This is a genomic window from Pseudomonas sp. MD195_PC81_125, assembly GCF_014060985.1.
Taxonomy (GTDB): domain Bacteria; phylum Pseudomonadota; class Gammaproteobacteria; order Pseudomonadales; family Pseudomonadaceae; genus Aquipseudomonas; species Aquipseudomonas parakoreensis.
Map to the genome: position 1 here is coordinate 1 of NZ_JABULD010000471.1, position 6,234 is coordinate 6,234.

5 protein-coding genes and 1 pseudogene are annotated in these 6,234 nt (G+C 60.6%); 1 reads left to right on the top strand and 5 read right to left on the bottom strand.

Annotated features, from left to right (window positions below):
* On the bottom strand, positions 1-107 hold a 107-nt coding region (locus HT737_RS18815; RefSeq protein WP_182403627.1), incomplete at its 3' end, for an ACT domain-containing protein.
* Between the two features lie 2 nt (positions 108-109).
* Positions 110-1,834 carry an acetolactate synthase 3 large subunit gene (locus HT737_RS18820; RefSeq protein ID WP_041065497.1) on the bottom strand — a complete coding sequence of 575 codons (1,725 nt, stop codon included), beginning with the start codon at positions 1,832-1,834 and terminating at the stop codon, positions 110-112.
* Between the two features lie 398 nt (positions 1,835-2,232).
* Between HT737_RS18820 and HT737_RS18825 the strand changes: the two genes are divergently transcribed.
* On the top strand, positions 2,233-2,649 hold the full coding sequence (locus HT737_RS18825) for a DUF4124 domain-containing protein (protein ID WP_182403629.1): 417 nt from the start codon (positions 2,233-2,235) through the stop codon (positions 2,647-2,649).
* 108 nt (positions 2,650-2,757) lie between these two features.
* On the opposite strand, the gene urtD is transcribed toward HT737_RS18825, so the two are convergent.
* The 3 genes and pseudogenes from urtD to urtB all read right to left on the bottom strand — a co-directional run bounded on the left by urtD (position 2,758) and on the right by urtB (position 6,206).
* Complete coding sequence (gene urtD, locus HT737_RS18830; RefSeq protein WP_103368047.1) at positions 2,758-3,627, bottom strand: urea ABC transporter ATP-binding protein UrtD; 870 nt, start codon at positions 3,625-3,627, stop codon at positions 2,758-2,760.
* Positions 3,624-4,704 (bottom strand): annotated as a pseudogene (urtC, locus tag HT737_RS18835) (urea ABC transporter permease subunit UrtC). Before urtC ends, urtD begins: the two are co-directional and overlap by 4 nt.
* The gene (urtB, locus tag HT737_RS18840) at positions 4,704-6,206 is read right to left on the bottom strand and encodes an urea ABC transporter permease subunit UrtB (protein ID WP_182403631.1); all 1,503 of its coding nucleotides are present in this window, start codon (positions 6,204-6,206) and stop codon (positions 4,704-4,706) included. The pseudogene urtC and the gene urtB overlap by 1 nt, the downstream one beginning before the upstream one ends.
* Positions 6,207-6,234 lie beyond the last annotated feature (28 nt).

The following is a 6,234-nucleotide window of genomic DNA, read 5'->3' on the forward strand; positions in this document are numbered from 1 at the left end:
GCCACCGTCAGGCTTTCAATGTTGTAGTTGCGCTGCGAGAACAGGCCGACTACGCGAGACAAAGCACCGGGTTCGTTTTCCAGAAGCAGGGAAATAATGTGCCGCATGATTAAGTACGCTCCGTCTTGCTCAGCCACATATCGCGCATGGAGCCGTCTTTGATCTGCATCGGATAGACGTGCTCGCTGGTATCGACCGAAATATCGATCACCACCAGACGATCTTTCATGGCGAACGCTTCTTCCATCTTCGACTTCAAATCCTTCGAATCGGTGATGCGCACGCCGACGTGACCGTAGGCTTCAGCCAGTTTGACGAAGTCAGGCAGCGACTCCATATAAGAGTGCGAGTGACGGCTGCCATAGCTCATGTCCTGCCACTGACGAACCATCCCCAGAACACCGTTGTTCAGGATGACGATTTTCACCGGCAAGCCATATTGCAGGCAGGTCGACAGTTCCTGGATGTTCATCTGGATGCTGCCTTCGCCAGTGACGCAGGCAACGTCGTCATCCGGGAAGCTCAACTTGATGCCCATGGCCGCCGGGAAACCGAAGCCCATGGTGCCCAGGCCACCGGAGTTGATCCAGCGGTTCGGCTTGTTGAACTTGTAGTACTGCGCCGCGAACATCTGGTGCTGGCCCACGTCGGACGTGATGAAGGCATCGCCCTTGGTCACTTCGCACAGGGTCTCGATCACGGTCTGCGGCTTGATCAGGCTGCCGTCGCCCTTTTCATAAGGGAACAGGCCGCGATCACCGCGCCACTCATCGACTTGCTTCCACCAACTGGCCACGGACTCCTTGTTCGGGGTCTCGCCGATTTCCTTGAGGATCGCGACCATTTCGGTCAGGACACTCTCCACCGGACCAACGATTGGCACGTCGGCCTTGATGGTCTTGGAGATCGAAGCCGGGTCGATATCGATGTGGATGATCTTGGCGTTCGGGCAGAACTTCGCTGCGCCGTTGATCACACGGTCATCGAAACGTGCGCCAACAGCCAGGATCACGTCGGCATGGTGCATCGCCAGGTTGGCGGTGTAGCTGCCGTGCATGCCGAGCATGCCGATGAACTGACGATCAGTACCCGGGAAACCGCCCAGGCCCATCAAGGTGTTGGTCACTGGCAGGTTGAGCATTTTCGCCAGTTCGGTCAGCGGTGCGGAACCGTTGCCCAGAATCACGCCGCCACCGGAATAGAGCACGGGACGCTTGGCCGCCAGGAGCATTTCTGCCGCCTTGCGGATTTGCCCGGAGTGACCGCGAACGGCCGGGCTGTAGGAGCGCAGCTTGGCTTTTTTCGGAAAAACGTATTCGAACTTCTCGGCCGGGTTGGTCATGTCTTTCGGGATATCGACCACGACCGGGCCTGGACGACCGGATTGCGCCAGGTAGAACGCCTTCTTCATGACTTCCGGGATTTCCGAGGCGTGCTTGATCATGAAGCTGTGCTTCACGATTGGCCGGGAGATACCGATCATGTCGGTTTCCTGGAACGCGTCGGTACCGACCATGGTGCTTGGCACCTGACCGGAAATGATCACCATTGGAATCGAATCCATATAGGCGGTGGCGATACCGGTGATGGCGTTTGTGGCGCCTGGACCGGAAGTCACCAATACCACGCCGGCTTTACCGGTGGCACGGGCGTAGCCGTCAGCCATATGGGTCGCCGCTTGTTCGTGACGAACCAGAATGTGGGTCACTTCCGGTTCTTTGAACAGGGCATCGTAAACATGCAGGAGAGCACCACCCGGGTACCCGTAGATATATTTGACGCCTTCGTCACGCAAGAAGCGGACGAGCATCTCACCGCCAGATAAAAGCTCCACGTTGTTCACCTCTAAAACGCCAGAATACCGTCCACAAAAAGGGGCGGGTCTTAATAGGTTTACTTCTCGGCAGAGCATGAGCGACGGTGGTCGCCGACTACGTCAGCACTGACTGAGCAAGTATTGGGATCGTCCCAAGTGTTGCGGGCCTTTCCCACCCAGCGCGAGGTAACGCGTTGCGGGTGTAACAGGTCGACGCGGATAGGCGCCTCATGATCTGCCGAGTGGGTCTGCTTCTGGCAGTCCCTCTACAGCGGACTTTGGATTCTTCTGTTTCGCCCTCTCCAAGTCAAGCCGTCAATGTGCTTAATTGTGGGTAAGCACATGAGAACGCAAGAAAAAACCTGAAAACAGCTACTCTGTTAGCGTCAATTGCGCAATTTTGCCAAGGAATCAGCATGCGAACGCTTCTGTTAACTCTGCTGATCGGCCTCAGCCCCTGGTGCTCGGCCGCTCAGATCTACAAATGGGTCGACGCTCAAGGCGTCACGCACTTCGATGCGCAGCCGCCGCAAGGGCTGCCGGCGACGACTGTGCAGACGCCCTCCTCGCCCCCACCGAAACCTGCCGCCATGCCTGGCAGTGGTGCGCTGGGCGATCAGAAAGCCATCGACGACAAGGTGAAGAAACAGGTGGCGGAGCAGCAGGCGCAGCTCAAGGCATTTTGCGAACAGGCACGGACGAACCTGGCGCAATTGCAGAACAATCCGCGTTTGCGGGAGGAAGTGGAGGGACAAGTACGGCGGCTGGATGATGCGCAGCGTCAGGAGCGCATTGTCGAAGCGCAGAAGCAGATTGCGCAGAACTGCGAATAAAAAATCTGTAGGAGCTGCCGCAGGCTGCGATCTTTTTGATGCTGTTTTTYAARATGCAAAGATCAAAAAAGATCGCAGCCTTCGGCAGCTCCTACAGGGGATGGATCATCAGCGGCCGAGGTAGACCTCGATCACCCGCTCGTTTTCCTGCACCTGCTCCAGCGACCCTTCCGCCAGCACGCTGCCCTGATGCAGCACCGTGACGTGGTCGGCAATCGAGCCGACGAAGCCCATGTCATGCTCCACCACCATCAGCGAATGCTTGCCGGCCAGCGACTTGAACAGCTCGGCGGTAAATTCGGTTTCGGCATCGGTCATGCCCGCCACCGGTTCGTCGAGCAGCAGCAGTTGCGGGTCTTGCATCAGCAGCATGCCGATCTCCAGAAACTGCTTCTGGCCGTGAGAGAGCAAGCCCGCCGGGCGATTGACCGAGGTGGTCAGGCGAATGGTTTCCAGCACTTCGCTGATGCGCTCGCGCTGCTCGCCGCTCAGGCGTGCGCGCAAGCTGGCCCACACCGACTTGTCGGTTTTCTGCGCCAGTTCCAGGTTCTCGAACACGCTCAGCGCTTCGAACACCGTCGGTTTCTGGAACTTGCGGCCGATCCCGGCCTGGGCGATCTGCACTTCGCTCATTTGCGTCAGATCCAGGGTTTCGCCGAACCAGGCCTTGCCGTGGCTGGGGCGGGTCTTGCCGGTGATCACGTCCATCAGCGTGGTCTTGCCCGCGCCGTTGGGGCCGATGATGCAGCGCAACTCGCCGACGCCGATGTACAGGTTCAGATTGTTCAGGGCGCGAAAACCGTCGAAGCTGACGCTGATGTCTTCCAGGGTCAGGATCGTGCCGTGACGGGTGTCGAGGCCGGGGCCGACGCGTTGGCCGAGGCCGATCGAGTCACGGCTGGTGCCTTCGTCCTTGTTCGGTTCTACGGGGAAAAACGCCGGTTCAAGCATGAATTCAGCACTCGCTGTGACTCTCATTGTTCACCTCGTTTCTTCAGCAGGCCGATCACGCCTTTGGGCAAATACAACGTCACGACGATGAACAGCGCGCCGAGGAAGAACAGCCAGTATTCAGGGAACGCCACGGTGAACCAGCTCTTCATGCCGTTGACCACACCGGCGCCGAGCAGCGGCCCGATCAGCGTGCCGCGACCGCCGAGGGCGACCCACACCGCCGCTTCGATCGAATTGGTCGGCGACATTTCGCTGGGGTTGATGATCCCTACTTGCGGTACGTACAACGCCCCGGCCAGACCGCACAGCACCGCGCTCAAGACCCAGACGAACAGCTTGAAACCGCGCGGGTCGTAGCCGCAGAACATCAGGCGGTTTTCCGCATCGCGCAGCGCGGTCAGCACCCGGCCGAACTTGCTCTGCGCCAGACGCCAGCCGATGAACAGACTTGCCACAAGCAACAACACGGTGGCCAGAAACAGCACCGCGCGGGTACCCGGTTCAGTGATGCCGAAGCCGAGAATCGTGCGGAAATTGGTGAAGCCGTTGTTACCGCCGAAGCCGGTCTCGTTGCGGAAAAACAGGAGCATGCCGGCGAAGGTCAGGGCCTGGGTCATGATCGAGAAATACACGCCCTTGATCCGCGAGCGGAAGGCAAAGAAACCGAACACCAGCGCCAGCAGACCCGGCGCCAGCACCACCAGACACATCGACCAGATAAAACTGCTGGTGCCGCTCCAGTACCACGGCAGTTCGGTCCATGACAGAAAGGTCATGAACGCCGGCAAGCCGTCACCGGCGGCCTGGCGCATCAGGTACATGCCCATCGCATAACCGCCGAGGGCGAAGAACAGCCCGTGGCCCAGCGACAGCAGCCCGGCGTAACCCCCAGACCAGATCCAGCGCCAGAGCAACGATGGCGTAGCAGAGGATTTTGCCGACCAGCGTCAGGGTGTAGGCCGAGACATGCAGCGCGCTGTCCGCCGGCAACAGCGAGAGCAACGGCAGGGCGATCAACAGCGCGAGGATCAGCGCGCCGATGGCGAGGGTGAGTTTCGGGCCGGCCTTTTGCGTGGCCGTGACAAGTAGAGGCTGGTTCATCAGTCGATCACCCGTCCTTTCAGTGCGAAGAGGCCTTGCGGACGTTTCTGGATGAACAGAATGATCAGCGCGAGGATCAGGATTTTGCCGAGCACCGCACCGATCTGCGGTTCGAGAATCTTGTTGGCGATGCCCAGGCCGAACGCCGCCAGTACGCTGCCGGCGAGTTGGCCGACACCGCCCAGCACCACCACCAGGAACGAGTCGATGATGTAGCTCTGGCCCAGGTCCGGGCCGACGTTGCCGATCTGGCTCAGCGCCACGCCACCGAGGCCGGCGATGCCCGAACCGAGGCCGAAGGCGAGCATGTCGACGCGCCCGGTGGGCACGCCGCAGCAGGCGGCCATGTTGCGGTTCTGCGTGACCGCGCGGACATTGAGGCCGAGGCGGGTCTTGTTCAGCAGCAGCCAGGTCAGCACCACCACGAACAAGGCGAAGGCGATGATCACGATGCGGTTGTACGGCAGCACCAGATTCGGCAGCACCTGAATGCCGCCGGACAGCCACGCCGGATTCGCCACTTCAACGTTCTGCGCACCGAACAGCAGGCGCACCAGTTGAATCAGCATCAGGCTGATGCCCCAGGTGGCGAGCAGGGTTTCCAGCGGTCGGCCGTAGAGGTGACGAATCACTGTGCGCTCCAGCGCCATGCCGATTGCTGCGGTGACGAAGAACGCCACCGGCAACGCGATCAGCGGATAGAACTCGATCGCCTGCGGCGCGTAGCGCTGGAACAGCAACTGCACCACGTAGGTCGAGTAGGCGCCGAGCATCAGCATCTCGCCGTGGGCCATGTTGATCACCCCGAGCAGGCCGAAGGTGATCGCCAGACCGAGGGCCGCGAGCAGCAGAATCGAGCCGAGCGACATGCCGCTGAACGCTTGACCCAACACTTCACCGATCAGCAGTTTGCGCTTGACCTGCGCGAGGCTGGTTTCGGCGGCGGTACGTACACCGGCATCGCTTTCGACGCCGGGTTCGAGCAGTCCTTCCAAGCGGGTGCGGGCCAGCGGATCGCCGGTTTCGCCGAGCAGGCGTACGGCGGCCAGACGCACCGCCGGGTCGCTGTCCACCAGTTGCAGGTTGGCCAGCGCCAGGCTCAGGGCGGCGTGGACGTTCTCGTCTTTTTCACCAGCCAGTTGCTGGTCGAGGAATTTCAGCTGCGCGGGTTTCGCGCTTTTCTGCAATTGCTGCGCGGCGGTCAGACGGGTTTTGGCGTCGGCGGCGAGCAATTGGTGGCTGGCCAAAGCGGTGTCGATCAGACCCCGCAGGCGGTTGTTCAGGCGCAGGGTTTTGGTTTGGCCGTCGAGGGTCAATTCGCCTTGTTGCAGGGCGTTGATCAGTTCGACACGCGTCGGCTCGGGCTGCGCAGCCCAGGCTTCCAGCAGTTTGGCCTGTTGCACGGGGTTGGCGGCGACGAAGTCTTCGGCGTCGCCGGCAAAGGCCGTCATCGGCAACAGCAGTGCGATAGCGAGGATGAGGCGGTAAAGGGCGGTGGGCATGGTAAGTCGCCTTGACACGGACATTGTG